The organism is Nocardia sp. NPDC058499, assembly GCF_042719915.1.
In the GTDB taxonomy this organism is placed as follows: Bacteria; Actinomycetota; Actinomycetes; order Mycobacteriales; family Mycobacteriaceae; genus Nocardia.
Genome location: NZ_JBHXMZ010000002.1, coordinates 277,438 through 299,346 on the forward strand (window position 1 = coordinate 277,438; position 21,909 = coordinate 299,346).

At 67.8% G+C, this 21,909-nt stretch carries 22 protein-coding genes; 17 read left to right on the forward strand and 5 right to left on the reverse strand.

The window, feature by feature from the left end; translation table 11 throughout:
- Positions 1-50: 50 nt before the first annotated feature.
- Positions 51-353, forward strand: a complete 303-nt coding sequence (locus ACFWPH_RS06405; RefSeq protein WP_378748533.1) for a DUF1540 domain-containing protein — start codon at positions 51-53, stop codon at positions 351-353.
- Positions 354-564: 211 nt separating this feature from the next.
- Here the strand turns inward: ACFWPH_RS06405 and ACFWPH_RS06410 are convergent, their stop codons facing one another.
- Positions 565-1,152 carry a hypothetical protein gene (locus ACFWPH_RS06410; RefSeq protein WP_378748534.1) on the reverse strand — a complete coding sequence of 196 codons (588 nt, stop codon included), beginning with the start codon at positions 1,150-1,152 and terminating at the stop codon, positions 565-567.
- Positions 1,153-1,509: 357 nt separating this feature from the next.
- Between ACFWPH_RS06410 and ligD the strand changes: the two genes are divergently transcribed.
- Entirely contained in the window at positions 1,510-2,445 is a 936-nt protein-coding gene (gene ligD / locus ACFWPH_RS06415) for a non-homologous end-joining DNA ligase (RefSeq protein WP_378748535.1), read from the forward strand.
- Positions 2,446-2,477: 32 nt separating this feature from the next.
- Here the strand turns inward: ligD and ACFWPH_RS06420 are convergent, their stop codons facing one another.
- On the reverse strand, positions 2,478-3,059 hold the full coding sequence (locus tag ACFWPH_RS06420; RefSeq protein ID WP_378749402.1) for an NPCBM/NEW2 domain-containing protein: 582 nt from the start codon (positions 3,057-3,059) through the stop codon (positions 2,478-2,480).
- Between the two features lie 553 nt (positions 3,060-3,612).
- Between ACFWPH_RS06420 and ACFWPH_RS06425 the strand changes: the two genes are divergently transcribed.
- The 4 genes from ACFWPH_RS06425 (at position 3,613) to ACFWPH_RS06440 (ending at position 7,571) form a co-directional block, all read left to right on the forward strand.
- Positions 3,613-5,220: a DEAD/DEAH box helicase gene (locus ACFWPH_RS06425; protein WP_378748536.1), complete on the forward strand. Its 1,608-nt coding sequence runs from the start codon at positions 3,613-3,615 to the stop codon at positions 5,218-5,220.
- Between the two features lie 215 nt (positions 5,221-5,435).
- Positions 5,436-5,888, forward strand: coding sequence for an SRPBCC family protein (locus tag ACFWPH_RS06430; RefSeq protein WP_378748537.1), 453 nt, complete (start codon positions 5,436-5,438; stop codon positions 5,886-5,888).
- Between the two features lie 286 nt (positions 5,889-6,174).
- Positions 6,175-7,230 carry a glycerophosphodiester phosphodiesterase family protein gene (locus ACFWPH_RS06435; protein WP_378748538.1) on the forward strand — a complete coding sequence of 352 codons (1,056 nt, stop codon included), beginning with the start codon at positions 6,175-6,177 and terminating at the stop codon, positions 7,228-7,230.
- Positions 7,231-7,277: 47 nt separating this feature from the next.
- Entirely contained in the window at positions 7,278-7,571 is a 294-nt protein-coding gene (locus tag ACFWPH_RS06440) for a hypothetical protein (protein ID WP_378748539.1), read from the forward strand.
- Positions 7,572-7,739: 168 nt separating this feature from the next.
- On the opposite strand, the gene ACFWPH_RS06445 is transcribed toward ACFWPH_RS06440, so the two are convergent.
- Entirely contained in the window at positions 7,740-9,236 is a 1,497-nt protein-coding gene (locus tag ACFWPH_RS06445; protein WP_378748540.1) for an MFS transporter, read from the reverse strand.
- Between the two features lie 112 nt (positions 9,237-9,348).
- On the opposite strand from ACFWPH_RS06445, the gene ACFWPH_RS06450 reads away from it, so the two are divergent.
- Positions 9,349-10,029 carry a TetR/AcrR family transcriptional regulator gene (locus ACFWPH_RS06450; protein ID WP_378748541.1) on the forward strand — a complete coding sequence of 227 codons (681 nt, stop codon included), beginning with the start codon at positions 9,349-9,351 and terminating at the stop codon, positions 10,027-10,029.
- 23 nt (positions 10,030-10,052) lie between these two features.
- Here ACFWPH_RS06450 and ACFWPH_RS06455 read toward each other — a convergent pair whose 3' ends face one another.
- Complete coding sequence (locus tag ACFWPH_RS06455) at positions 10,053-10,376, reverse strand: ArsR/SmtB family transcription factor (protein WP_378748542.1); 324 nt, start codon at positions 10,374-10,376, stop codon at positions 10,053-10,055.
- 16 nt (positions 10,377-10,392) lie between these two features.
- Between ACFWPH_RS06455 and ACFWPH_RS06460 the strand changes: the two genes are divergently transcribed.
- The 8 genes from ACFWPH_RS06460 to ACFWPH_RS06495 all read left to right on the forward strand — a co-directional run bounded on the left by ACFWPH_RS06460 (position 10,393) and on the right by ACFWPH_RS06495 (position 18,857).
- Positions 10,393-10,860 (forward strand): SRPBCC domain-containing protein, encoded by a 468-nt coding sequence (locus ACFWPH_RS06460; protein WP_378748543.1) that lies wholly within the window; start codon positions 10,393-10,395, stop codon positions 10,858-10,860.
- Positions 10,861-11,053: 193 nt separating this feature from the next.
- On the forward strand, positions 11,054-11,512 hold the full coding sequence (locus ACFWPH_RS06465; protein WP_378748544.1) for a nitroreductase/quinone reductase family protein: 459 nt from the start codon (positions 11,054-11,056) through the stop codon (positions 11,510-11,512).
- Between the two features lie 97 nt (positions 11,513-11,609).
- Entirely contained in the window at positions 11,610-12,599 is a 990-nt protein-coding gene (locus tag ACFWPH_RS06470; protein WP_378748545.1) for a calcium/sodium antiporter, read from the forward strand.
- Between the two features lie 52 nt (positions 12,600-12,651).
- Positions 12,652-14,568, forward strand: coding sequence for a helix-turn-helix domain-containing protein (locus ACFWPH_RS06475; protein ID WP_378748546.1), 1,917 nt, complete (start codon positions 12,652-12,654; stop codon positions 14,566-14,568).
- 145 nt (positions 14,569-14,713) lie between these two features.
- A complete protein-coding gene (locus ACFWPH_RS06480) occupies positions 14,714-15,988 on the forward strand; it encodes a hydroxymethylglutaryl-CoA reductase, degradative (protein WP_378748547.1) in 1,275 nt (424 codons plus the stop codon).
- A gap of 1 nt (position 15,989) precedes the next feature.
- Positions 15,990-16,952, forward strand: coding sequence for a hydroxymethylglutaryl-CoA lyase (locus ACFWPH_RS06485; RefSeq protein ID WP_378748548.1), 963 nt, complete (start codon positions 15,990-15,992; stop codon positions 16,950-16,952).
- Between the two features lie 34 nt (positions 16,953-16,986).
- Positions 16,987-17,481 (forward strand): hypothetical protein, encoded by a 495-nt coding sequence (locus ACFWPH_RS06490; RefSeq protein WP_378748549.1) that lies wholly within the window; start codon positions 16,987-16,989, stop codon positions 17,479-17,481.
- Complete coding sequence (locus tag ACFWPH_RS06495; protein ID WP_378748550.1) at positions 17,478-18,857, forward strand: tripartite tricarboxylate transporter permease; 1,380 nt, start codon at positions 17,478-17,480, stop codon at positions 18,855-18,857. The genes ACFWPH_RS06490 and ACFWPH_RS06495 overlap by 4 nt, the downstream gene beginning before the upstream one ends.
- Before the next feature lie 67 nt (positions 18,858-18,924).
- On the opposite strand, the gene ACFWPH_RS06500 is transcribed toward ACFWPH_RS06495, so the two are convergent.
- Positions 18,925-19,863: a hypothetical protein gene (locus tag ACFWPH_RS06500; protein ID WP_378748551.1), complete on the reverse strand. Its 939-nt coding sequence runs from the start codon at positions 19,861-19,863 to the stop codon at positions 18,925-18,927.
- Between the two features lie 162 nt (positions 19,864-20,025).
- Between ACFWPH_RS06500 and ACFWPH_RS06505 the strand changes: the two genes are divergently transcribed.
- Together ACFWPH_RS06505 and ACFWPH_RS06510 are read left to right on the forward strand one after the other, a co-directional pair.
- The gene (locus ACFWPH_RS06505) at positions 20,026-20,727 is read left to right on the forward strand and encodes a response regulator (protein WP_378748552.1); all 702 of its coding nucleotides are present in this window, start codon (positions 20,026-20,028) and stop codon (positions 20,725-20,727) included.
- Positions 20,728-20,864: 137 nt separating this feature from the next.
- Positions 20,865-21,812, forward strand: a complete 948-nt coding sequence (locus tag ACFWPH_RS06510; protein WP_378749404.1) for an ATP-binding protein — start codon at positions 20,865-20,867, stop codon at positions 21,810-21,812.
- Positions 21,813-21,909 lie beyond the last annotated feature (97 nt).

Below are 21,909 nucleotides of genomic sequence, written 5' to 3' on the forward strand. Positions count from 1 at the left end.
TTCTGGTATCCGCATGAGCATGACTCCCACAGCCCAGGAGGACGAAGCGCATGACAACCATGGAAATGCCGCACGTCAGCGAATGCACAGTGAACGACTGTTCCTACAACAATCACGACGGCTGCCACGCCTACGCCATCAATGTCTCCGGCCAGAACGGCAGCGCCGATTGCGCGACGTTCATTCCGCTGGCGGTCAAAGGTGGGCTGGATACGGTCACCAGCATGGTCGGTGCCTGCCAGCGCGCGGACTGCACGCACAACACCGACCTGGAATGCACTGCCGGTGAGATCCGGGTCGGCCCGGGCCCCGGAGATCACGCGGCGCGCTGCATGACCTACAGCCCCGGCTGAACTCTCCACAGCACGGTGCGGGACGTTGTCCATCCCGCACCGTGCTGCGCGCGGGCTGTTCCACGACCGCGCCGCTTGCCTACGAAGTAGTCACCGGACCGGCCCCTCGGCGGCAGCCGTTGTAGCGAAGCCGCGGTCCCTATCGGTCTCCCACCGGCCCGGTCCCGTGCGTCGAGCCAACCAGACCGTGGCGGACCGCAGCGGCAACACATCAGAGCCCTTGCGGACCTTCCGAACGCAGATCGTCGACCTTTCGCATCGCCGTCCGCAACTCCTCGAGCCACGACTCGGTGTGCTCGCCTACCAGCCGCACCGCCCACGCCAGCGCATCGGCCCGGGACCGCGCAACCCCGGCGTCGACCAGCGTGTCGAGCACTTTTCGCTCCGGTTGCCGCAGCCGGGTCATCACCGGTACCGCCAAGTGGGTGAACAGGATTCGCTGCCCGTCGATCGAGACGCCCCACGCGACACTGCGCCGGTAACGCTGCTGCGCCTCGTCCGCGATCTGCATCCGCGCCGACCGGGTGGACTCGCGGAACCGGGCAACCGCGCCCTCCTTGGTCGCCTCCGGAATCGGGCGGCCGGATTCCTCGCCCGCCGCCTCGTCCGGTTGCGGTAGCGGTAGTTCGCCGATCACCACGATCTCGTCGCGGTCGATCTCGATCGCCGGTGGGCCGGTGAACCACTCGGCGGGCAAGCGGCCCGCGAACCAATCCGCGATATCGCCGGTTTCGGGCAGATCTGCCTGCTGCCATCCGCCCGGCCGGCCGAATCCACGCCCCCGGTGTCCGTGCCTCATGGGGATCACCTTCTCGCTAGAACGATTACTTGATTACAAGATTACGCCGTCATCGGTACAACCGGTTCCGCTCAGCGCGAACGTTGATCATGGGAGGTCCGCGGGCATTTCCGATCCGCACATTGCGGAAGGTTCCGTCTACCGCGTGTCTGCTCCGGATGGTTCGGACAGCTCCGTATTCTGCGGCTGACCAGGCAGTACCCGCCTTACGAAGCGAGGACTCATGGCATCCGGACCCGTCTGTGGAACCACCTGCGCGACGCACCGCAGGATCGACGCCCACCGCCGGGCGCCGGTAATCACCGGCGCACGCGGGGTGAGGGGCGGGTCCTGACCGGGTCGACCGTCCCGGCGCCGATGCTGGCCGTGGCGGGCCGGGCGCCGGACACCCCGGAATGGGCGGTGGAGATGAAATGGGACGGCGTGCACGCGATCGTGATCTGCCGCGACCGGACCTGCCGGCTCTACAGCCGTAACCGCCGCGAGATCACCGACTCGTACCCGGAATTAGTGGCCGCCCTGAGTGCCGGCGCCGGCAACCGCGACCTGGTTCTCGACGGTGAGATCATCGCGCAGACACCGGCCGGCGCACCGTCGTTCGCGCTGCTGCAACGCCGCATGCATGTCGCGCGACCGGGCGGTGCACTCGTGCGGGAAGTGCCGGTTCAGCTGTTCCTCTTCGATGTGCTCGTCGACGGCGGCGAAACCGTCACGGGAGAGCCGTATCTGCGGCGCCGTGAACGGCTCGAGCGGCTCGGGTTCACCACCGCACCGGTTCTGACTCCGCCGTATTGGGTGGATGTCGACGCGAAACAGATGATGGCCGCCGCCCGGGACAACCATCTCGAGGGCATCGTGTCCAAACGGACCGATTCCGTGTACCGGCCGGGCCGGCGCTCCCCGGATTGGATCAAGACCCCGTTCCGCCGGACCACCGAGGCCGTCGTCGCGGGCTGGACCTCCGGCAGCGGGTCGGTCTCCGGGTCGTTCGGATCGCTGATCCTCGGTGCCCACGATCCGGCGGGCAACCTGGTCCACATCGGTAACGTCGGCACCGGTTTCACCTTCGCCGACCGCCGTTCGCTGCGTGCCCGGCTCGACGAACTCGCCCGCACCGAACCCCTGTTCCCGCTGACTTCGACACGGGGCCGGCCCGGAACCCCGCACTGGGTGGAGCCCGTTCTCGTAGGCGATGTCGAATACCGCGAATACACCGGAGAAGGGCTGCGTCACCCCAGCTGGCGTGGTCTACGTACCGACAAATCGACCGATGAGGTAGTCGTCCCGGAGTGAACGAGCGGTCCCGGATAAATTATTCGCCGAACCTATTTCGTGAGGGTCGGATCGCCCCACACACCGTTGCCGAGCTGGGTGCAACTCGACGAAGCACCGTCGAGAAGGGTGAAGGTGATCGTCAGATTCTCTACACCGGCCACCGGGATTTCCACCTTCGGCGGTACGCCCACACCGATATTTCCGGATGTGAAAACCGATTTCCCGTCGGCAACCACCGCGAACTGCAGGGCCGATTCCGTATTACCTCCGTCGGCCACGCCGATCACCGAGGAGAACCGCGACCATTCCCGGTTGAGATCGTAGGTGTGGCTCACCTCGGTGCTGCAGCCACTGAACTGCTGGTAGATCGCGTGCGGATAAGCAACACCGTTGACCGTGATCGACCCCGTGTAGGCGGTGCTGTCGACCGGGGCCAGTTCGGCGAGGAACTGCTGGGCGGCACCGGTGGTCGTGGCGGGCGGTGCCGGCGCCGGCACAGCGGCCGAGCTTTCCGTCGTGGTGGTGGCGGGGAGCGCGGAATCGGAATCGGCGTCCCCCGAGCCCGGACCGACAATGAGCGTCACGACCAAACCCACGATCGCCAGCGTCACACCGAGCCCTGAGACAAGCATCACTCGTTGGACAGGATCACCGGCACGGGCGCCCGGCGCCGTACGCGCCGGCGAGGGGGGACTCTGTGTTTGCCCGCGGGTGGGATCGGTGGGATTGGACACGCGCACACTCTTCTTCGATCAACTCGCCGGAACCCGGATGGGCGCCGCAGCAGAGATATACCACGCTCGCCAGGCGTAGGGAATCGGAGCGCTCGGGTCGGTGGTGACGACGCACTCAGCGTAATACCGCCCACCTGGTTCGGTAGGCCGTAAACGCGAAAGATTCAGCGTACTTTGATAATTCACACATACAGGACCAGACCATTTCGGGTTACCGGCCGGCGAACCGGCGAAGCCGGCCGACTGTGCGCCGATTCACGAATACCGGAAACCACTCACCTGTGCTGTAGGGTGACTGCTGTACCTGCGCCGATGAGTATGCATGTACAGCCGTCGCGGGATACCTGCTTTTCGCGTCGGACCCGCGACACCGCCACCTCGTGAAGGCACGGACATCGGTCCGATCGGACGTCGCGGTATCACCTCCGATGCCGAAAGGCGCACTATATTCATGCCTGTCCACACTGCTGTCACGCAGACTTTCGCCGATCTCGGCGTATCCACCGGAATCGTCGACGAACTCGCGGCCGCCGGTATCACCACAGCGTTCCCCATCCAGGCCGCCACCCTGCCCGACAGCCTCGCCGGCCGCGATGTACTGGGCCGCGGTAAAACCGGTAGCGGTAAAACCCTGGCCTTCGCGATCCCGATGGTCGACCGGCTCGCCGGCACCAAGCGGGTACCCGGCCGCCCGGCCGGGCTGATCCTGGCCCCCACCCGGGAACTCGCCACTCAGATCGCCGCCACCCTCACCCCGCTGGCGCAGCTGCGCGGACTGCGGGTGACCACCGTATTCGGTGGTGTCCCGGTGAATCGCCAGATCAAGGCCTTCAAACAAGGTGTCGATATCGTCGTCGCCTGCCCGGGCCGGCTCGAGGATCTGATGAAACAGCGGGCGGTCGCGCTGGACGCGGTGCAGATCACCGTGCTGGACGAGGCCGACCATATGGCCGATCTCGGCTTCCTGCCCGGCGTCACGCGGATCCTCGCGGCCACCCCCGCCGGTGGTCAGCGCCTGTTGTTCTCGGCCACCCTGGACAACGGGGTCGGGAAACTGGTCGACCGGTTCATGCGCGCACCCGTCACCCATTCGGTCGACGAAGCCGGTGACCCGCCGCCGAAAATGGAGCATCACGTTTTCGAACTCGAGGGCGCCGCGGCGAAAAAACAGATCGTCCGGATGCTGGCCAACGGTAGCGGTCGCCGCATCCTGTTCATGCGCACCAAACACCACGCCCGGCGACTGGCCGGCGAACTGACGCGCGCCGGTATCGCCGCCGTCGACCTGCACGGAAACCTTTCGCAGCCCGCCCGCGACCGCAACCTCGCCGCATTCGCTGCCGGGACGGCCCGGGTGATGGTCGCGACCGATATCGCCGCCCGCGGTATCCACGTCGACGAACTCGAACTGGTGGTCCACGTCGACCCGCCCGCCGAGCACAAGGCCTACCTGCACCGGTCCGGGCGCACCGCGCGGGCCGGCACCGAGGGCACCGTGGTCACGCTGGTACTGCCCGAACAACGCAAGGATGTCGCGGCGCTGCTGCGCAAGGCCGGGATCACGGTGAAACCGCGCGCGGTGACCGTCGATTCGCCGATCCTCGCCGAACTCTCCGATGGTGCGGCCGCCGCGCTGCAACTCCCCACGGAACCGGCTCCGGCCGACCGCTCGCGCCCCGAGAACAAACCTGCCCGCAACGGCAGGCGTGGCGCGCGCGGTGCACGCACATCGGCGAACGGCCGCGCGGATACGACCGGCGCGGCCGCCGGCACCGGACGGCGGACCCGCCCGGACGGACCGGGTAAACGCTCCGGCCACAGCGACCGCTCCGGTGCGGCCGAACACGCCGGAGCACGCGGGTCCAGCGGCCGGCGCGGAGCTTCCGCGGGACGCGCCGGCAAGCGGGTCGCGTCCGGCCACGAGGCTCCCGCAGCACCCGCACGCAAGCAAGCAGCCGGTACGAACCGGGCCGCACATACAAGCACCACGAATAACGCCGATCCGACGCGGGCCCGTGGCTCGCGCCGTCCCCGCCGGGCCACCCGCCCGGCCGGCTGATCCCCCTGCCCCGAACTCCTCGGGCAGACTGCCACTCCCTCGAGCGACAACAGCACGCTCGAGGGAGTGCGGCTTATCGGGAACTCCGGCCGAGCCAGCGCCTCGATCCCGGCGCGTTTCGCGGACCGGCGGCCGGGTACCTCGCCGGGCGACGTAACTGCCGTGCGGCGCAGGTGCCCACGCGACAGCAGGTTCTCCCTACGATCGGAGCTGCGATGCCGGCCGAACCGAGTGTGCGTATCCCGATCCCGATCGAGGACGTATTCGCCGTCCTCGCCGACGGCTGGCTCTATGCGCTGTGGGTTGTCGGCGCCACGCATATCCGCAAGGTCGATACCGGATGGCCGGCGATCGGCACCCGGATCCACCACAGCGTCGGCGGGTGGCCGCTGGCCCGCAGCGACACCACCACGGTGAGCGCGGTGGATCCGCCGCATCATCTCGAACTGGAGGCCCGGCTGTGGCCGGCCGGGGCGGCCCATATCTCGCTCGACCTCATCGCGCTCGGACGCGACAGCACCGAGGTGCGGATGGCCGAACGCGTCTCGCAGGGGCCCGGGCGGCTGCTACCCGGTGCGGTCCAGGATCTGGCGCTTATCCCCCGCAATCGCGAATCGCTCCAGCGTCTCGCAGCCCTGGCCGCCGGCCGCTCCCCCACCGCCGACTGAACGCCTCGTTCGCCGCGCTCACTCCTTGCACTCACCGGGCCCCGGCCCACCACGATCGTCTCGCGACGCTCCGCCCACCGGCTCCGGCAGCCCGCTCGTCGTCCCGCCGGGCCCGCCCGGACACGCACCGGCGGGGCCCGGCGGAATGGTTTATCCACCAGCGGGTTAACTTCCTGTACCCATCCGGCACCACGACTGTTATCCGCCGATGAACCCTCGGCGACCACTACGCCGATCCGGCCCCGAATGGTCGACGACCCCAGCCCGGGTAGGACAGGATGAGGCCATGCGGTGGGTATATGCGCCGGTCCTGGCGGCCTTGATCGCCGGATGTTCGACCGGTGCGACGCCGGCACCGGAGCGACCCGCCTTCGATCTGCAGGCGCACCGAGGCGGACTGGGCCTGATATCGGAGAACACCCTGCCCGCTTTCGCCCACGCGCTGGAACTCGGGGTGAGCACACTCGAACTCGATATCCAGATCACGGCCGATGGTCACCCGGTCGTTACCCATGACCGAGATCCGAATCCGGCCAAATGCGCCGATACCGCGCCGGCGTTCCCCGCTGACCCCGAATATCCCTATGTTCCCGGCCCGGCTCTCATCCGCGACCTCACAATCGACCAGGTACGGACCCTCGATTGTGGTTCACGGCCGCTTGCCGGATATCCCGCACAGCGGACAGCGCCCGGCGCGAGAATGCCGCTGCTGTCGGAGGTGTTCGATCTCGTGCGGGCGTATCGCGCCGAATCGGTGATGCTGAACATCGAGACCAAGGTGGAGGCCGCGGCCCCGCACGAGACCATGCCCGGCGCCGATTTCGCCCGGATTGTGGTGCGCGAGATCCGAAGCGCCGGAATACAGGACCAGGTCAGCGTGCAGAGCTTCGACTGGGCCACCCTGCGTATGGTGAGCGAGCTTGCCCCCGAGCTCCCGCTGGTGGCGCTGACGAACGGGGCGCAGTTCCTCCAGGAGGGCATGCCCGGCGCTTCACCGTGGCTGGGCGGGCTGGATATCGACGACTTCGCGGGGTCGCTGCCGGAGAAGTACGTGGCCGCGGCGGCCGCTCTCGGCATCGAAACCCTCTCGCCGGTCCACGGTGATCCCCAGGACGGCTCGATCGCGGACCCCGGCTACACCCCGTTCACCACCGCGGCACTGGTCGATACCGCACACCGGCGCGGACTCCGGGTGGTGCCGTGGACGGTCGACGACCCCGCCACCATGGCACACCTGCTGGGTCTCGGCGTCGACGGAATCATCACCAACCGCCCCGATGTACTCCGCGACGTCCTCGAGGACAACGGATACGCCCTGCCGCCACCGCTACTGCGGCAATGATCGGCTGAACCGGCCCGACCCGCTGAGCGTATTCATATACTGGCTGCATGCTCGACCCCCTCAGCCTTGCCGTAGGCGCAGGCCTTCTCGCGGTCGGCTGGGCCTGTGGCCGGTTCGTACCACGGCGCCGAGCGGGATCGGCCCGGAAACTCACCGCGCGCTGCGGTTGCGGCCATGATCTGGCCCTGCACGACCGCGCCAATGGAACCTGCCATGCCGAGTCCTCCCGCCGCGGCACCCACGGTCTGCGTGAATGGGTGAAATGCAATTGCCGCCGCTATACCGGGCCCACACCGCTCGAGGATGTGTTCAGCTCACCGATTCTCCCGCCGGAATCCTGAACCGGCCGAACGTATTCCACCGCCCGGCGTCGCATTCTCGAATTCGGGACGGGTCGGCCGGATGCGCGGGCCGGCATCGCGGTCACGCATTCACCGGCTCGGGCAGTCGTCGAAACGGACCGTGCCCGTCTCCGCAACTCGCGAAGACGGGCACGTAGGCACCGCAGATCAGTGCGCGAGCACCGGTTCCCCCTCGGCCGGAGCAGGCAAGGTGGACGGTAGCAGCATTGCCAGCACGACCGCGCCGATCACGAAAACACCTGCTGCCCAAGCGAAGCTGGTGGTGTAGCTTTCGATGGCCGACTGGGCGACGGTGATCTGGCTCGGTGTCCGCCCGGCGAGGTAGTCACCGGCCGCCGAGGCCGCGATGGTGCTCAGCAACGCGGTCCCGATCGACCCACCGACCTGCTGACTGGTGTTGATCATCGACGAGGCGACACCGGCGTCGTCGTGCTGCACCCCGGCGGTGGCGCTCTGGAACGCCGTCGACATGGCGGCGCCGAGGCCGAGGCCGAGCAGGACCAGGCTGGGCAGGATATGGGTGGTGTAACCGGTATCGAGGCCGATCTGCGTCAGCCACGCCATTCCGAGTGCGGCGATCGCGAACCCACCGCTGACGGCCACCTTCGGGCCGATCTTCGGCAGCAGCAGCGACGGCGTCGTGGTGGACGAGACGATCATTCCGGCGACCATCGGCAGGAATGCCACACCGGTCATGATCGGTGAATAGCCCAGCGTGAGCTGCATGTAGTAGGTCAGGAACAGGAAGATCGCGAACATGCCGATACCCATGACGAATACCGCGAGGTAGGCGCCGCCGCGGGTGCGGTCGAGCACGATACGCAGCGGAAGCAGTGGATGCGCCACCCGCATTTCGAGCCAGACGAACAGTGCGAGCAGGGCCGCGCCGCCGACGAGGAACGCGAGCGTCACCGAGTCGGTCCAGCCTTCGCTCTCGGCGTGGGAGAAGCCGTAGACGATCGCGAACAGGGCGGCGGTGACGACAACCGTGCCGGGGATATCGAGTTTGGGCCGGGTGCCGGCGGCGTGCCGGGCCAGCAGCAGTACCGCGCCGGCCAGCGCGACCGCGGCGAAGATCAGGTTCACGAACATCACCCACCGCCACGACGCCCATTCGGTGAGCGCGCCGCCGAGCAGCAGGCCGATGGCTCCGCCGGTTCCGGCGACGGCGCCGAAGATACCGAAGGCCTTCGCCCGTTCGGACGGTTCGGTGAAGGTGACGGTGAGCAGTGACAGCGCCGCCGGTGCCAGCAGTGCACCGAAAACTCCCTGGCCGACGCGTGCCGCGACCAGCATCTCGAAGTTGGCGGCCGCACCGCCGACGGCGGAGGCGACCGAGAACCCGATCAGCCCGATAATGAAGGTGTTGCGCCGGCCGAACAGGTCGCTGAGCCGGCCGCCGAGCAGTAGCAGGCTGCCGAAGGCCAGGGCGTAGCCGGTGATCACCCATTGGCGGCTCGCATCGTCGAAGCCGAGGTCACGCTGGGCTTCGGGTAGCGCGATGTTCACCACGGTCGCGTCGAGCACGACCATGAGCTGGGCGACGCCGAGAACGGCGAGAACCCACCATCGCAGCGCGTGCGACCCGCGCCTGCCGGACGGTTTTTCCTGCGCGGATGGCCCGCGATCGAACGTGGTAGTCATCTCGCCCCTAGAAAGAGTGGTTAAATGGAGGATGCGTCTCCGCTTATCTGAACGCTAACACAATAACGGAGATCACGCCTCCACTTAATCCCGCCGTTGATAGACTGCGGCTGTGAAACCCGCCACGACCTTGCGCACCCGGCGCCTGCGCGCCGATGCCGTCCGCAATCAGCAACGCATCGTCGAGGCCGCCCGCGAACTGTTCGCCGATCGCGGACTCGAGATCACCCTCGACGATGTCGCCGAACGCGCGGGCGTGGGAGTGGGTACGGTCTACCGCCGGTTCGCCAACAAAACCGAACTCATCTCCGAGGTCTTCGAACACCACCTCGGCGAATTCGCCGATGCCGCCGAGGCGAGTGTGCACCACCCCGACCCGTGGCTCGGCCTCGTCCAGTTCGTCGAATACGCCTGCCGCCACCTCGCGATCAACCGCGGGTTCAGCGAGGTGATCCTCGAACTCGACCTCGATACCGAACGCTTCCACCGCATCCGCGACCGGATCAAACCGGCGGTCGCCGCCATCGTCGAACGCGCACGGGCCGCGGGCGCACTGCAACCCGATATCGAACCGTCGGACCTCTTCGCGATGATCCATATGGTCGACGGGCTCGCCGAATTCGCCAAACCGATCAATTCCGAAATCTGGCGCCGCTATATGGCCATCACGCTCAACGGTATTCGCGCCGACAGCATCGCACGCCAGGAACTACCGGTCCGCGCCCTCACCGACGACGAGGTCGACCAGGCCAAAACCGCGCGCACGGCCCCGTGCGCCGGCCGCCGCCGCTGACCGACCCACTCCGCCGGTGACGACTACTCGGCATCGAGATCGCCGAGCAATTCGACGGCAGCGCGCGCGTATTCGCCGATCCACCGGTCGTAAATGCGTTTGATCGGCATCGGCGCGAGAGAGAGATGCCGTTCCCGGCCCACTTTGCGGCCGGTCACCAACCCGGCCCGCTCCAGCACTCGCAGATGCTGCAGCACCGTCGTCCGGTCCAATTCGGGAAAGAATTCGCACAATCCACCCGTGGTGCGCGGCGCTTCCTTGAGTGCGTCGAGCATGGCCCGCCTGGTCGCCGACCCCAGCGCTTTGAACACCAGATCATCAGGGTCCTTGTCATCAACCGCAGACATGTTGTAAATTTATCACATGTCTGAGCTGAAAGAACTCTCCTTCACCGTTTCCGGTCGCGTGGCCAAGCCCTGCGCCGAGGTCTACGAGGCGGTCGCCGATCCCGAACAGCTGTCGAAGTACTTCACCACCGGAGGAGCCCGCGGCCGGCTCGCCCCAGGAGCGGAGGTGACCTGGGATTTCCACGATTTCCCGGGCGCATTTCCGGTGCGGGTACTGAAGGCCGACCCGCCGCGCACGATCGTCATCCAGTGGGACGGCGAGGCCACCACGGACGAGGCCGGTGCCACCACCACAACCTTCGAATTCGAGCCGATCGACAACGACACCCGGACCCTGGTCACCATTACCGAATCGTCGTGGCGCCCGACCGAAGCCGGCGCGAAGAACGCCTTCGGCAACTGCGAGGGGTGGACCGGCATGCTGGCCGCGCTCAAGGTCTGGGTCGAGCACGGTATCAACCTGCGCGAAGGTTTCTACAAATAACCCGGCGCGAAGGCGGCTACGCCCCCGGCCGCCACGGAGGTTCACGGGCGTACCGGCCGAGCAGGGCGGGTCGCCGGGCGGCGACACGTTCCTCGGCGAACTCACCGGGTGTGATCAGCAATTACCTTCTGACCCATGCCGTTCGAGCGTCGGCTACGGCTTCCCGTCACCGGCGGCGACTACCATCCAGCAGATGTCGTTGCCGAGTGATATGCCCGCGTTCAACAGGTCTGTAGTGGACAATTTCCGCGCCAACGGCGGGGAGATCACGATGGAGGGAATGCTGAAAGGAGCCGACCTCGTCCTGCTGACCACGGTCGGCAGGCGCAGCGGGCGGCAACATATCGTGCCGCTCGCCTATCTGACCGACGGTGACGACCGAATAGTGCTGTGGGCGTCCAATATGGCCGCGGCCGAGCATCCGGCGTGGTATCGGAATCTGGCCGCCCACCCGCAGGTCATCGTCGAACGCCCCACCTCCGCGGGGATCGACCTGTTCACCAGTACCACGCACACCGCCGGCGGGCCCGAACGCGAGCGACTGTTCGACATGCTTTCGGAGCAATTCCCGCATATGGCCGCGCATCAGCAGCAGACCGAGCGGGAAATCCCCCTCGTGGTGGTGGAACGGGTATCCGGGCTGACCGGATAGGTCGCCCACCGGCATACACCTGCTCGGTGCGTCGTCCCACCATCGGTGACCGGCTCGAGTAGCGTATTTCCCGTCCTCGTGCAGGGAGGGGAACGCCGTGAATCCGGTGCTCGCATTGCTGCTCGGGCTGGCGGCTCTGGTGGTGGGCGCCGAGCTCGTGGTGCGCGAGGGGTCGGCCATCGCGGCCCGGTTCGGTATCAGCCCCCTCGTGGTGGGCATGACGATCGTGTCCCTGGGCACCAGCCTTCCGGAGCTGGCGGTGGGCCTCAACGCCGCCCGGCAAGGGAATGCCGGTCTGGCCGTGGGGAACATCGTCGGGACCAATGTGGTCAATATCCTGCTGATCCTCGGTCTCAGCGCACTCATCCGGCCGATCACGTTCGAGAACCGGACCCTGCGCATCGACCTACCCGCCATGATCGGGGCGGCGGTACTGCTGTTCGTCCTTGCCCGCGACGGCGACCTGAACACCCGCGACGGGGTGTGGTTGTGCCTCTACGGAGCCGCGTATCTGCTGCTGATGACGGCGCTCGCCCGTAGCGATGCACAGCGGACGGACAGCACGACCGGCAATTCCCGAGCTGCCGACGGTACCGGAACCTCTGCCGGTCCGCCCGCCCGCGAGCGTTCCGTGGTGCGCGAGGCACTGCTGCTCGTCGTCGGGCTCGCCGTGGTGGTGGCCGGATCCGAATTCCTCGTCGACGGGGCGGTGACGGTAGCCCGCGACCTCGGCGTCACCGACGCCGTAATCGGCCTGACCATCGTGGCCGTCGGCACCTCGGCACCGGAGCTGGTCACCACCCTGGTCTCCACCGTGCGCGGCAACCGGGATATCGCTCTGGGCAACCTGCTCGGCTCCAGCGTGTTCAATATCGCGCTGATCCTCGGGCCCACTGTCCTGGTGGCGCCCGGCTCGGTGCCGGTACCCGACGATGTGCTGGCGCTGGACCTGATCCTCATGGTGGCCGCGGCGCTCGTATGCCTCCCGGTTTTCCTCACCGGCCGGAGACTGAACCGGTGGGAGGGCGCGGGGTTCGTCGCGACCTACCTCGCGTATATGGCCTGGTTGTTGATGACCAGGCTGTGAACCGGCCGGGGGCACGATTCGACTCGACGACGCGGGGGCAATCATGTAGCCCATGAACAGCAGTGACGTCGCGCGTCTCGTCCAGGAGGTGCTTCGCACCGTCACCCACGGTGAACCGGATATCACCGCATTGGCGGGCTCGCTGACCGAGCTGGGCCTGGAGACCGGCGCGAGCGGCGAGATCGTGGACCGGGTACGCCGCGACCGCGCCGAGGTCGCGCGTCTGCGCCGGCGCGAACAGGAGCTCACCGCACTGTTCTCCAGTGCCCGCGATCTGGCCGAGGTCCGCGATATCGATGCGCTGCTGGCCAGGTTGGTGGCGCGCGCCCACGAGATGATGGGCACCGATGTGACCTACCTGTCGGAATTCGACCCCTCCACCCGCGACCTGCACGTCCGCAAGACGATGGGTGCGGTGACCCCGCAGTTCCAGGATCTGCACGTCCCCGCCGGGACGGGGCTGGCGAGCCGGATCGCCGATACCCGGTCGGCACAGTGGGTGCCCCGCTACAGCGAGTACGTGGAGGGCCCCCATGAGCACACCATCGACGATGCCGTCTTCGCCGAAGGGATCGTTTCGATCCTCGGTGTGCCGATGCTGTCCGACGGCACCGTGCTCGGCGTCCTCTTCGCCGCGACGCGGCAGGAACACCGGTTCACTCCCGAAGAGATCGCGCTGCTCTCGGCGCTGGCCGACCATGCCTCGGTGGTGCTGCAGACCGCGAATATCCTCGCGCAACTCCGGGAATCGCAAGACCGCACCCGCGGTGCCCTGGAGAAGCTGACCGCGCATCTGGAAGCCCGGGACCGGTCGAGCGCGGTGCACCAGGAACTCGTCCACGCCGTGCTGTCCGGAGGCGGTTTCACGCAGGTCGCACGCACCTTGGCCGCGGCGCTGGACCGGCGGGTGACCATTGTCGACGCCGAATCCTTTTCGATCGCCACCTCCGCGGCCGCCGACAACGAGCACGTCGTGGTGAGTCTGTCGCCGGATGTGCGCGCCGCGATCTCGGTGAGCCGGTCGAGCGGGCACTGCCGGACGGTCGAGAACAACAGGTCGGTCGAGGCGGTGGCCGCCGTCACCGCCGGTGAACTGTATTTCGGCGCGCTGCTGCTCACGCCCGGAAGTGTGGAACTCGGTCCGGTAGAGCGGCGCACGATCGAGCGGGCGGCCCAGGTCGCGGCGCTGCTCGCCCTGCAACAGCGGGCGGTCACCGACGCCTACCGTCGCGAGCGCGGCGAACTCGTCGCCGACCTGCTGGATTCGTCGCCGGATAGGCGGCGCGATATGGACCAGCGGATGCGTAACCACCGCCTGACCTCGTCCGATCTGAAAACGCTGCATATCGTCGAGGTGCCGCCGGACAGGCGAGTCCGCGCGGAACGCGCCGCCGCAGGGTTTCTCGGCGACAGCGGGTTGGTGGGCGAGCATGCGGCCACCGTCGCCGTGATCGGATCGGCCGCTGATCCGATGGCCTTCGCGAACGACCTCCGCACCCATCTCATCGGCGCGCTCGGAGCCCCGGTCCTCCTGGTGACCCCGCCGCGCGCCGCCACACCCGACGATCTCCCGCGCCTGTTCCGTACCGCACAGCAGACGGTGCGCCTGCTGGCGGGGCTGGGGATCGACAACGGCGCCGTCGCCACCGACGCCTACGCCCCGTACACGGTCCTGTTCGGGACGAACCCGGAGGCCCTGCACTCGTTTCTCGATCTCACCATCGGCCCGGTCGTCGACTACGACGCCCGGCACGGCACCGATCTGCTCACCACCCTGCGTACCTTCGTGCGGCACGAGGCGAGCCCGACGAAAACCGCACGAGCGCTGAACTATCACACCAACACCATCCTGCAGCGTCTCGACCGCCTCAAAGCCCTGCTCGGTGCGGATTGGCGCCACGACGAACACCTGTTCCGTATTTCGCTCGCCACCCGGCTGGACGAGTTGCGTTCGGTATCGCGGCTATGACGACCGAATGGGCTGTCAACACACTGAACAAGCGATTTCATGTGCTATTACCACATGTCGCCGGTTACAGCGTGGTCGTAGCGTCGGATCCGGCAGATTTTCCCCGGGGCCGCGGATACCGCGTCCCCGCGATATGGAGGGCGCAGTGACCGTCAACAGCAGAATTCCCGGCTTCAAGGACTCGTCCGTCGAGCAGCGCCGCTCGGTGGTTTCCGAACGGACCGGGGTTGCTGTCGCGGACCTGGATGTCCTCGACCCCGCGCGCGGCCTGGACACCGGGCATGCCGATCACATGATCGAGAACGTGATCGGCGTGCTGGGTATCCCGGTCGGCATCGCCACCAACTTCCGGATCAACGGCCGCGACTACCTGGTCCCCATGGCGACGGAGGAGCCGTCGGTCGTCGCCGCGGCGAGCAATGCCGCGCGGATGGCCCGCGACCTGGGCGGATTCTTCACCTCGGATACCGGTCCGGTGATGCAGGCGCAGATCCAGTTGCTCGACCTACCCGACCCCGAGGCCGCGCGGCTACGCATCCTGGAACAACGTTCGGCCGTCGTGGACCTCGCCAACGAACAGGATCCGACGCTGGTCCGGTTCGGCGGCGGCGCCCGGGATCTGCACGTACGTCTGGTCCCGACCCGGACCGGCACCCATGTCGTGGCGCATCTGGTGGTCGATGTGCGCGATGCGATGGGGGCCAATGCGGTCAACACCATGGCCGAAGCCATCGCACCCCGGCTCGCCGAGATCGCCGGGGGGCGGCCGCTGCTCCGCATTCTCACCAATATGGCCGACCGGCGGATCGTGCGGGCCCGCGCAGTGTTCGACCGCGATCTGCTGGGCGGGCCGCAGGTCGTCGACGATATCGTGCACGCCTCGGCACTCGCCGAGGCCGACCCTTACCGCGCCGCCACCCACAACAAAGGCATTATGAACGGCATCACCGCCGCGGTGCTGGCCACCGGCAACGACACTCGCGCCGTCGAGGCGGGCTGTCACTCCCACGCCGTCGGCGCCGACGGCCGGTACACCGCGCTGTCGCATTTCGAGAAAACCGCCGACGGGCATCTGTCCGGAACCCTCGAAGTGCCGATGGCGGTCGGCCTGGTCGGCGGCGCCACCAAGGCGCACCCGGTGGCGCAGGCAGCGATCAAAATTCTCGGGGTGGGGACGGCCGGCGAACTCGCCGAGGTCGTGGTCGCGGTGGGCCTGGCCCAGAACCTCGCCGCCTGCCGCGCCCTGGCCGCCGAAGGTATCCAGCGCGGGCATATGAGTCTGCACGCCCGGACCGTCGCGGTGACCGCCGGCGCGGATGCCGCGGAGTTGGACATCGTCGTCACGCAACTCATCCAGGACAAGAACATCCGGGTCGAGCACGCCGAGAAGGTGCTCGCGGAGCTGCGGAGCCGGAGCTGAGATGAGCTCGGATCTCACCACAGTCCGGCGGCCGATGCCACACGCGCACCCCCGGCCGGGTATGCCGGCCGCGGTCCGGGTCTACGAAGTCGGCCCCCGCGATGGCCTCCAAGCCGAGGCCACCGTGGTACCGACGGCGGACAAGGCCGAATTCTGCCGGCGTCTCGTCGCCGCGGGTGTTTCGGCCGTCGAGCTCACGAGTTTCGTGTCACCGCGCTGGATTCCGCAGCTGTCCGATGCCGAAGACTTGCTGGCCGGCCTCGATCTACCCCGCGATATCCGCCAGGTGGTCCTGGCCCCGAACCGCCGCGGGCTCGAACGGGCACTGGCCGCCGGCGCCACCGAACTCGCCGTATTCGTCAGCGCGACCGAGACCTTCGCGGAGAAAAACCTCAACACCACGGTCCGCGGCGCGCTCGAATCCGCACGCCCCGTCGTGGCCGGCGCCGGAGCGCACCAGCTCGCCACCCGCGCATACATCTCGATGTGCTTCGGAGATCCGTGGGAGGGCGCCGTCGACACGGGTGCCGTCGCCGATATCGCCGAATACCTCTTCGATATGGGGGTGGCCTCGATCTCGCTGGGCGACACCATCGGTGTCGCCACACCCGGACACGTCCACGACCTCCTGGAGGCCCTGTTCGCGCGCGGGCTCCACCCCGAGACCCTGGCGATGCATTTCCACGACACCTACGGCCAGGCACTCGCGAACGTCTATGCCGCCCTGACCGCCGGCGTCACCGAGTTCGACAGTGCGGCCGGCGGCCTGGGCCGCTGCCCCTATGCCGCCGGGGCCACCGGAAACCTCGCGACCGAGGATCTGGTGTGGATGCTGCACGGACTAGGTATCGCCACCGGCATCGACCTGGACGCGCTGGCCGCGACCTCCCAGTGGATGTCCACCGTCCTCGGCCGCCCCGGCCCTTCGCGAGTGGTCCGCGCACTCGCCGCCTCGACTTCCTGACCCCGCCCGACCCCTCGACGCCGACGGAGTACCCATGCCCACCGAACCCGCGCCGCCAGTGCCGGCGGCACCGGCCGACCCACCCGCCACCGCACCGGCCGCCCCGGGCGGCGAACACCCGCAGTACCTGGAGGTGTGGGGTGACACCGTCGTCGGTCGCCATCTGGCCTTCTCCGTGGTCATCGGCATCGGGGTGAGCCTGGCCGCGCTGCTGCTGTCCGACTGGGCATTCTCCTCGTTCGTGGCGAACGAATCGCTGGCCGACGCCTACGCCCTGCTGGTGGGTATCGCCGGCTGTGTGGTGGCCGGGGTGATCTGCGGGCGGATGTTCCGGCCGAAACGGGTCGTGGTCACCGACGCGTCCGAAGACGCGGCCGTCGGCGAGGTCATCGCCGCGTTGCGCGAAGAACGGCAGGGCCTGGGATCGCTGGACGACCTGCCCGACCACACCCGGCGTGAACTCGACGATCTCGGGCTGCGCCCGCGGTTCGCCGCGGCCGAACGCGAGAACACCGGGGCAACGTCATGAGTGCGATCCTCACCAGCGATATCGCGCTGGCCGTCATACTCGCCGTGATCGGCGCGATCGTCTTCTCGCTGATCGGAATGGTGTCGGGGACCGACGAAACCGCGACCATCGCCCCACTGACTCTGCTGGTCATCCTGTTGGGCGCGCCGCCCGCGGCGGTGTTCACGTTCTTCCTCGCGGGAGCCGTGGCCAAACATATGACGCATGCGGCGCCGACCACGCTGCTCGGGATCCCCGGGGACACGATGGCGGTCCCGCTCATGCGCGAAGCGCGGATGCTGCGTGCGCTGGGCGTACCGCATATCGCACTCCGCAAAGCGATCTCCGCGGCCGTGATCGCCGCCGTGATCGCCGTCCCGGCCGCGGTCCTGTTCGCCACGCTGCTGGCCCCGGTCGCCGACCACGTCCAGTCCGCCGCGCCGTGGTTGTTCCTGCTGGCCGCGATCGGTATCGCCTATGCGTCGCCCGGGAAATGGGCGGGCGTGCTCGCGCTCGTACCGTTCGTCGTCCTTGTCCTGGGTCTCAAACAGCTGACCGAGTCCTACGATGTCGCACTCAATATCAGCTATTTCCTCGGTATCGCCGTCGGACCGCTGATCGCCGACCTCTTCTTGTCACTGGGCCCGCAGGGACGTGCCGAGATGGCGCGCAAGGAGCCGGCGACGGTATGGCTCGCTCCCGATGTCAAGACCTGGAAGGGCTACTTCCCCAATCCGTTCCGGATCCTCGACCGCGGGCAGACCGGCTATGTCGCGGCCACCGCCACGGTGTCCAGCGCGACGTTCGTATTCAGTCCGGTCGCCATGACGGTGCTGATGGGCGAAGTGGTCGCCACCAGGGTCAAACACGGGTACCGCCGGCTCACCTCGGTGATCGCCGCGCGCAACGGCACCACCGAATCGACCTATATCGCCGAAGCGCTCATCCCGCTCATCGCGTTCGGGCTGCCGTTGAGCCCGGTCGCCGCCGGGCCCGCCGCACCGCTGTTCAACGCCCCACCGGTTTTCACCACCGATGACGGCAACGGCAATATCGACAATCTGTCGACCGCGCTCACCAATATCGAATTCCTCTTCTACGGGCTTGCCGCCGTCGCGGTGGCGGTGCTCATCGCCTACCCGTTCGCGATGAACTTCGCCCACCGGGCCGCCAGTATCGTCGTACGCTACGTGAGCCACGAGGCCATCATCGCCGCGTTCGCCGGACTGGTCGTGGTGATCAGTGTCTGGGAGGGCGGGGTACTCGGCCTCGCCGTGACCCTCACGGTCGGCCTGGTCGGCGGGCTGCTGTGCCGGTTCTTCAAGATCCACGCCGGAGTGTTGTTCATGGGTTACTACGTGGCGGTTCTGACCATCCCCGCGGTGCTCGCACTCTGAGACACCGGCCGTACCGAAGCACGGCGTGTACCGGCCCTTCCCGGGGCGGTACACGCCGTTCGCTGTGTCAGCAGCCGTTTTCGGTCGGGAGCGGGGCGTTCGGGTCGAAGTATTCCTCGGGTTCGCGCTGGTCCGGTTCGGCGAACCCGACGGGCGGGTTGCTGTAGTTGGGAGCGAGATAACCCTTGTCGTGCAGTGCGCAGTTCACCGAGTAGGCATGCCCTTGGACATCTCCGTAGTAGATGCCCTGCGAGCCCGCGTCGTATTGCGCGTCGTCCACCCAGACGTAGTCGGCTTCCCGCCGGACGACCGAGACGATATCCAGCGGACCGCTCAGTATCTCCGGGTAGTCGACATGAAAGGCGTAGGCGACGAGATAGTTGGTCCGGATCGTCAATTCGCCCTCGGGATTCAGAATCGGTGTCATCGACCCGGTCACCCGCGGCACCACCGGTAGCAGCCGGAAATCCGGGGCGATCTTGGTGGTGAGCCACCAGGTCTCAGGTTCGTTGCCGGGTCGCAGCAGCTTTCGTGCCTCATCGGCCTGGTGCGGTGCGAGTAGTGCGAGCACCGGTTCCGGGTCATGCGTATGGAGAACGTGCCGGTTCAACCGCGCCGTACTGATCAGGTGCCGGACCGCCGCCATCGCCCGCGCGACCTGATCGGCCGAATACCGTCCGATGGGTACCGCGGGCGGTACCACGATCCCGGCCTCGCCCTCCGCCCAGTTCGCGGCGGGTGTGGCGGCGAAGGGGCGGGACAGATCGACCGGTGCGTGCTCGATCAGTACGGGCGTTGCCGAAGGCTGTGCCACCGTTTCCGCAGGTTCGGAACGGAACAGCGGTACGGCAACCGACGTGATCACCAGCATCGCGATCGGTAATCCCACCACGACCCCGATACCGATCGCTTCCGGTGAACCGAGCACACGCCGAATCCGGCCCCAGCGTCGTTCGCGGCGGACCAGCCGATCCGTCGAGTCGGGATTGAACGGATCAGGTGGCATTTCGTACATGAGAACCCCCGGCTGCCCAGCGAATCAACCACCCCCATCATAAGTTTCACCACCGACACCGCAGGCGGTTCCCGGCGATCGGGCCGCCGGGCACACAGAATCTCCACAATAGAGGCCTGTTCTCTCCACACGGGGTGGCTAGGCTCCCCGATCATGGAACAGAAGGCACCGGTAGGGGGAGCGACGGCGCGTCGGATCCTGGTGGTGGACGACGAGCTCACCATCGCGGAATCCGTGGCGGCGCGGTTGCGGGCCGAAGGGTTCACGGTGGAGTTGGCCCACGACGGGCCCGCCGCGGTCGCCGCCGCGCGCATATTCGAACCCGATCTCGTCGTACTCGACATCATGCTGCCCGGTTTCGACGGACTGGAAGTCTGCCGGCGGATCCAGGCCGAACGTCCGGTGCCGGTGCTGATGCTCACCGCGCGCACCGACGAAACCGACCAGCTCATCGGTCTCGGGGTCGGCGCCGACGACTACCTCACCAAACCGTTCTCCCTGCGGGTACTCACCGCCCGGGTACACGCCCTGCTGCGGCGGGTCGAACGCGCCGCAGGACAGAACGCCGCGATCACCGTGGTCGGGGATCTGCGGATCGACGCCGATCAGCGGCGGGTCTGGCGTGGCGGAGTCGAAGCGCAACTGACGCCGCTGGAATTCGATCTGCTGGCCCGGCTGGCGCAACGTCCCCGCGCGGTGCTGGCCCGCGAACGGCTCCTCGAGGAGGTCTGGGACTGGGCCGATGCCGCGGGCACCCGCGCGGTCGACAGTCATATCAAGGCGTTGCGCCGCAAACTCGGCGCCGACCTGATCCGGACCGTCCACGGTGTCGGCTACGCCCTGGAGAGCAGATGAGCGGGCCCACGCGCACCGATTCCGCGGACCGGGGCGGGGTCCTGGGCGGAGCGCGGCGGGCATCGGACCGGGTAGCGGCGGTGCTGCCGCGGCCGCTGGACCGGATCCGCTCCATCAAACTCAAACTGGCCGTCCTGATGTTGTTCGCGGGCGGACTCGCGTTCGGCTACTTCCGCCTGCAGATCGGCTGGCTGCCACCGATGACCACGCTGGCGGCGATGGTGATCGCGCTGGTGTCCTCCCAGTTTCTGGCCCACGGCATCACCATGCCGCTGCGGGAGATGACCGCGGCCGCGCAACGGATGGCGCGCGGCGACTACACGAGCCGGGTACGCGCCTCCTCCCGCGACGAAGTGGGCCAGCTGGCCGCGGCGTTCAACCGGATGGCCGACGATCTGGCCGACGCCGACCAGCAGCGCCGCGACCTCATCGCGAATGTCTCGCACGAATTGCGTACCCCGATCACCGCGCTGGGCGCCGTCCTGGAGAACCTCGTGGACGGGGTATCGCAACCCGACCCGAAAACACTCGAAACGGCTCTCGCCCAAACCGAACGACTCGGGCGGCTGGTCTCCGAACTGCTCGACATATCGAGTATCGAAGCGGGCGCCGTCCCGCTCGACCGCGGCGTATTCGCCATCGCACCGCTTTTCGCGGAGGTGGTTGCCGAGGTGGAGGTCATGACGGCGGCATCGGGCCGCGGAATCCGCTTTCGCAGCGAGGTCGAACCGGAGACCGCGACCGTCTGCGCCGACCGCGCCCGCCTGCACCAGGTTCTGCTGAACCTCCTGGACAACGCCGCCCGGCACGGTCCGGCCGGCGGTGAGGTCCGGCTGCGCGCCCACACTGCGGGCGGTGACCTCGTCATCGACGTCGAAGACGACGGCCCTGGCATACCACCCGCCCAGCGCGAGCGAATCTTCGACCGTTTCACCCGCGGCGGCCGCACCGACGGCGGTGGCACCGGTCTCGGACTGGCCATCGCCCGCTGGGTGATCGATCTGCACCGCGGCTCCATCGCCGTCACCGACCCCGGCTCCCGGATCCGCGTGATCCTCCCGGCCACCGAACCTCCCGACCACTGACCGATCCATCTGCCCAGCCCGGCCGCCGATCGGCCCCGGGGCGATAACGCACACCCGCAGGAGGGACCCCCATGCCCAGAAGAGCCGCACCGAACAA

Excerpts from the sequence above, each read along its gene's own strand:
- ACFWPH_RS06405 (WP_378748533.1), top strand. The coding sequence starts at position 51 with ATGACAACCATGGAAATGCCGCACGTCAGCGAATGCACAGTGAACGAC.
- ACFWPH_RS06410 (WP_378748534.1), bottom strand. The coding sequence starts at position 1,152 with ATGAGGCACGGACACCGGGGGCGTGGATTCGGCCGGCCGGGCGGATGG.
- ligD (WP_378748535.1), top strand. The coding sequence starts at position 1,510 with ATGCTGGCCGTGGCGGGCCGGGCGCCGGACACCCCGGAATGGGCGGTG.
- ACFWPH_RS06420 (WP_378749402.1), bottom strand. The coding sequence starts at position 3,059 with ATGCTTGTCTCAGGGCTCGGTGTGACGCTGGCGATCGTGGGTTTGGTC.
- ACFWPH_RS06425 (WP_378748536.1), top strand. The coding sequence starts at position 3,613 with ATGCCTGTCCACACTGCTGTCACGCAGACTTTCGCCGATCTCGGCGTA.
- ACFWPH_RS06430 (WP_378748537.1), top strand. The coding sequence starts at position 5,436 with ATGCCGGCCGAACCGAGTGTGCGTATCCCGATCCCGATCGAGGACGTA.
- ACFWPH_RS06435 (WP_378748538.1), top strand. The coding sequence starts at position 6,175 with ATGCGGTGGGTATATGCGCCGGTCCTGGCGGCCTTGATCGCCGGATGT.
- ACFWPH_RS06440 (WP_378748539.1), top strand. The coding sequence starts at position 7,278 with ATGCTCGACCCCCTCAGCCTTGCCGTAGGCGCAGGCCTTCTCGCGGTC.
- ACFWPH_RS06445 (WP_378748540.1), bottom strand. The coding sequence starts at position 9,236 with ATGACTACCACGTTCGATCGCGGGCCATCCGCGCAGGAAAAACCGTCC.
- ACFWPH_RS06455 (WP_378748542.1), bottom strand. The coding sequence starts at position 10,376 with ATGTCTGCGGTTGATGACAAGGACCCTGATGATCTGGTGTTCAAAGCG.
- ACFWPH_RS06460 (WP_378748543.1), top strand. The coding sequence starts at position 10,393 with ATGTCTGAGCTGAAAGAACTCTCCTTCACCGTTTCCGGTCGCGTGGCC.
- ACFWPH_RS06465 (WP_378748544.1), top strand. The coding sequence starts at position 11,054 with ATGTCGTTGCCGAGTGATATGCCCGCGTTCAACAGGTCTGTAGTGGAC.
- ACFWPH_RS06475 (WP_378748546.1), top strand. The coding sequence starts at position 12,652 with ATGAACAGCAGTGACGTCGCGCGTCTCGTCCAGGAGGTGCTTCGCACC.
- ACFWPH_RS06485 (WP_378748548.1), top strand. The coding sequence starts at position 15,990 with ATGAGCTCGGATCTCACCACAGTCCGGCGGCCGATGCCACACGCGCAC.
- ACFWPH_RS06490 (WP_378748549.1), top strand. The coding sequence starts at position 16,987 with ATGCCCACCGAACCCGCGCCGCCAGTGCCGGCGGCACCGGCCGACCCA.
- ACFWPH_RS06495 (WP_378748550.1), top strand. The coding sequence starts at position 17,478 with ATGAGTGCGATCCTCACCAGCGATATCGCGCTGGCCGTCATACTCGCC.
- ACFWPH_RS06500 (WP_378748551.1), bottom strand. The coding sequence starts at position 19,863 with ATGCCACCTGATCCGTTCAATCCCGACTCGACGGATCGGCTGGTCCGC.
- ACFWPH_RS06505 (WP_378748552.1), top strand. The coding sequence starts at position 20,026 with ATGGAACAGAAGGCACCGGTAGGGGGAGCGACGGCGCGTCGGATCCTG.
- ACFWPH_RS06510 (WP_378749404.1), top strand. The coding sequence starts at position 20,865 with ATGTTGTTCGCGGGCGGACTCGCGTTCGGCTACTTCCGCCTGCAGATC.